Here is a 2,911-nt window from a genome sequence, read left to right on the forward strand (position 1 = left end):
GACGCGGCCCGCGCTCGTTCGCCGGTGTCCAGGCGGCATCGAGGATCGCTTCACGTACCTCACGCCGATGGGCATCGACTGTCTCATTCCAGAGCCTGGGCATACCATCAGTATACGAATCGGCATTGCACGAACGGTATGTATTGACAGAGACAAGATGTATCGAAAAGATTGGTCGACGGTACGGGAGACGTCGACTCGATCAGGAGATGGATATGAAGGAAAGGCCTGCGCGACCACCCGCGAGCAGAGGGCGTGGCGGCACGCCGCGGTGGGTGATCATCAGCGCAATCGCTGTCGCGATCCTGGCGGTCGCTGTCGCGGTGATGATGCTCGTCGGCGGCGGCCAACACGGCCCCGGCAGGCACATGCCGAACGGGAGCAATAGCGACGGCAGTCACGTTCCCCCGCCGGGCGGCCATCGTCCGGGCAACGGCGTCTCGCTCAGTCCCGCCGCGAGCCTCGCGCCGCCGACAAGCGTTTCGACAGCCCCAGCCGGCCATGCGCCACAGCCGGGGGCACATGGCTGAGCATCGTTCCGATCATCGAGGGTGCCAATCGGGATGACAAACTCCGATGAAAGCACGGAGCACCGGCCAACCGCCCAGGTCACGGCAACTTCGTGCCGGCCGCGCGCCCTGAGTTACCGAATACGAGCTACTCGACGTTCCCGGGTCGCAGGCCTGCCAAGGTGACGATGACCAAACGGCGGACGGCTGCTTTCGATCGCAGCGAATTCGACGCCGACAGCGCCGAAAGGCAGTACTGGGCAAGCTCGTCGGCCGGCACATCCGCACGGACCACCCCTGCGGCAACACCCTCTACCAGCAGACCCCGCAGCAGCCCGCGCAGGTGGCGATGTGCCTCGACGGCATGGGCGCCCTGATGCAATACGGGCACCAATTCCCCGCCATGACGGGAGTAATCGATCATGGCATAAGTACTGAGCACTTTCTCGAGCCGCTGCTCGATATCCCCACCACGCGACACTATGGCGGCCAACTGCTCGAGATGCCCACCGATCCGGCGTTCGTGCCAAGCCCGCAGAATCGACTCGACATCCGGAAAGTACTTGTACAACGTGGCCCGGCCGATGCCGGTCGTCTCGGCGACCTGCGTCATGGTCACCGCCGCAAGACCGTGTTCAGCAACAAGCTCCGCCGTCGAGTCCATCAACGCGTCCCGCACAGCCTGGCGATGCGCGCTGACAGTCTCGTTCCACAGTTTGGGCACCGTCGGAGTATATCGAGGTCACATAGGCGTTTTTGCCCGCGCCGAGCATCAGCGCAGGAGGCAACCGACCGTTCGCGACTCCCGAGGATGCGGCACGGGTCACGGTCATCGCGAGCATGTCTTCCAACAAGCTCGACCATCATTCGATCCGAAGGCGCTCAGCACGTCACCGCGGAGCTCTGGCAAGAATTTGCGATACACTTCGTATTGTCCGCGACGTGATGTACGTTTCGCCTCATCCGGACGAGAAGGTGAACTTCAATGGCCCTCACGCAACGCTGGCGGCGATTCACCCTGCTGGCTCACATTGTGTCTTCGGTCGGGTGGATGGGGGCGGTCGCGCTCTACATCGCCCTGGCGATCGCTGTCATGGCCAACGCCGATCCGATGATCGTGCGAGGCGCTCTGACATCGATGCGCCTCGGTGTCTGGTACGTCATCATCCCGCTGGCCGCCCTGTCGCTGACCACGGGACTCATCGAAAGCCTGGGAACGAACTGGGGCCTGTTGCGGCACTACTGGGTGATATTCAAGCTGGTGCTCAATCTCATCGCGGTCACCGTGCTCGTCCTCTATACGCGCAGTATCGACTACTACGCAGAACTCGCCTCGTCCGCACCGTCATCGCAACCTATTGACGCCCTTCGTAACGCGACGCATCTTGTGCATTCAGCGGGCGGACTGGTGATACTGACCGCTGCCGCAGTGCTGTCGGTTTACAAACCCAAGGGAATGACGGGCTATGGGCAACGGCGCGCACAACGCACGCCCCAGCGCAAACCCGCCACAGAGTCCGTCACTGTTTCCGGGTGATCCGAAATCCATGTTCCGAACAGGACAACCTCAGGACGTGACAGCGATGCCGACCATCGAAGCCCGCATATCCACCGACCGCCCATCGCGCTATCTCCGCCAATTCTGCAAACACGCTGCTGCCATGGGCGCCTTGCGCGCTCGCGGTCAGCAACCACCCCGAGCCCGACATGGCCACCGCGATGCAATGCCCGAAGCTGGTCCGAACGGCCCCGATGGCATGCGCATCCACTCCGACTGGTCCGATACTTCGGGCACGGTTTCTTTCGATCCGGTGGGCCGATGCGTCTTACACGCCGAGGAAAACGCTCTGCTGGTACGCATCGAGGCTATCGATGCCCGTGTGCTGCAGCGAATTCGCGATATCGTCACACGTGATTTCGAACGATTCGGTCGTAACCAGCTCACCGTCGAATGGCACCCACTCGGCGGCGGGGACGCCGGTGCGGCTCGGCTCGCCCGGTGACCGGAAGTCATCTCCGTCTATCGCAGATACGCCGCTCGCGTATTTCGATATTCGTCCTTGTTGGCATCGCGACCCTAGCCGCCGCGCTGCACGCAGGTCCGGCGGGATTGGCTATCGTGAGCCTGGACACAATGAACTCAGGTGCAGCGCTCATCACCGTTCTCATCGGCAAAGTGCTCGTGGTGATCGGCTATCGAGTCGTTCGACTTCGACGCAGACGTCCAATGTCCGGTTCCGGTGATACTCCGATCCAGTGACCCCGGATGCTCTTGTCCGAACTGATCGAATGCTGAGATCGTCCAGTGCCGCACAGCATTGCCCGCGGGACCGACGGAGATCCGCCATGTCCGCCCAATAGTGCAGCCATCTGCATGTGCAGGCGCGTCCGGCGTCGTCACG

4 protein-coding genes are annotated in these 2,911 nt (G+C 62.5%); 2 read left to right on the forward strand and 2 right to left on the reverse strand.

Annotation, left to right across the window (positions count from 1 at the left end):
- Positions 1-657: 657 nt before the first annotated feature.
- On the reverse strand, positions 658-1,233 hold the full coding sequence (locus ON27_RS29550; protein WP_043734965.1) for a TetR/AcrR family transcriptional regulator: 576 nt from the start codon (positions 1,231-1,233) through the stop codon (positions 658-660).
- A 261-nt stretch (positions 1,234-1,494) separates the two neighbouring features.
- Here ON27_RS29550 and ON27_RS29555 point away from each other — a divergent pair, with 261 nt between their 5' ends.
- Both ON27_RS29555 and ON27_RS41665 read left to right on the forward strand, forming a co-directional pair.
- Entirely contained in the window at positions 1,495-2,046 is a 552-nt protein-coding gene (locus ON27_RS29555; protein ID WP_043734966.1) for a hypothetical protein, read from the forward strand.
- 46 nt (positions 2,047-2,092) lie between these two features.
- Entirely contained in the window at positions 2,093-2,512 is a 420-nt protein-coding gene (locus tag ON27_RS41665) for a DUF2218 domain-containing protein (protein ID WP_157227393.1), read from the forward strand.
- 137 nt (positions 2,513-2,649) lie between these two features.
- Here the strand turns inward: ON27_RS41665 and ON27_RS44425 are convergent.
- On the reverse strand, positions 2,650-2,911 hold a 262-nt coding region (locus ON27_RS44425; RefSeq protein ID WP_218003064.1), incomplete at its 5' end, for a hypothetical protein.

It is taken from the genome of Nocardia asiatica NBRC 100129 (assembly GCF_000308415.1).
GTDB lineage: Bacteria > Actinomycetota > Actinomycetes > Mycobacteriales > Mycobacteriaceae > Nocardia > Nocardia asiatica.

What these genes read in the sequence shown, in the direction of transcription:
- ON27_RS41665 (WP_157227393.1), top strand. Translation starts at nt 2,093, where the DNA reads ATGCCGACCATCGAAGCCCGCATATCCACCGACCGCCCATCGCGCTAT.
- ON27_RS29555 (WP_043734966.1), top strand. Translation starts at nt 1,495, where the DNA reads ATGGCCCTCACGCAACGCTGGCGGCGATTCACCCTGCTGGCTCACATT.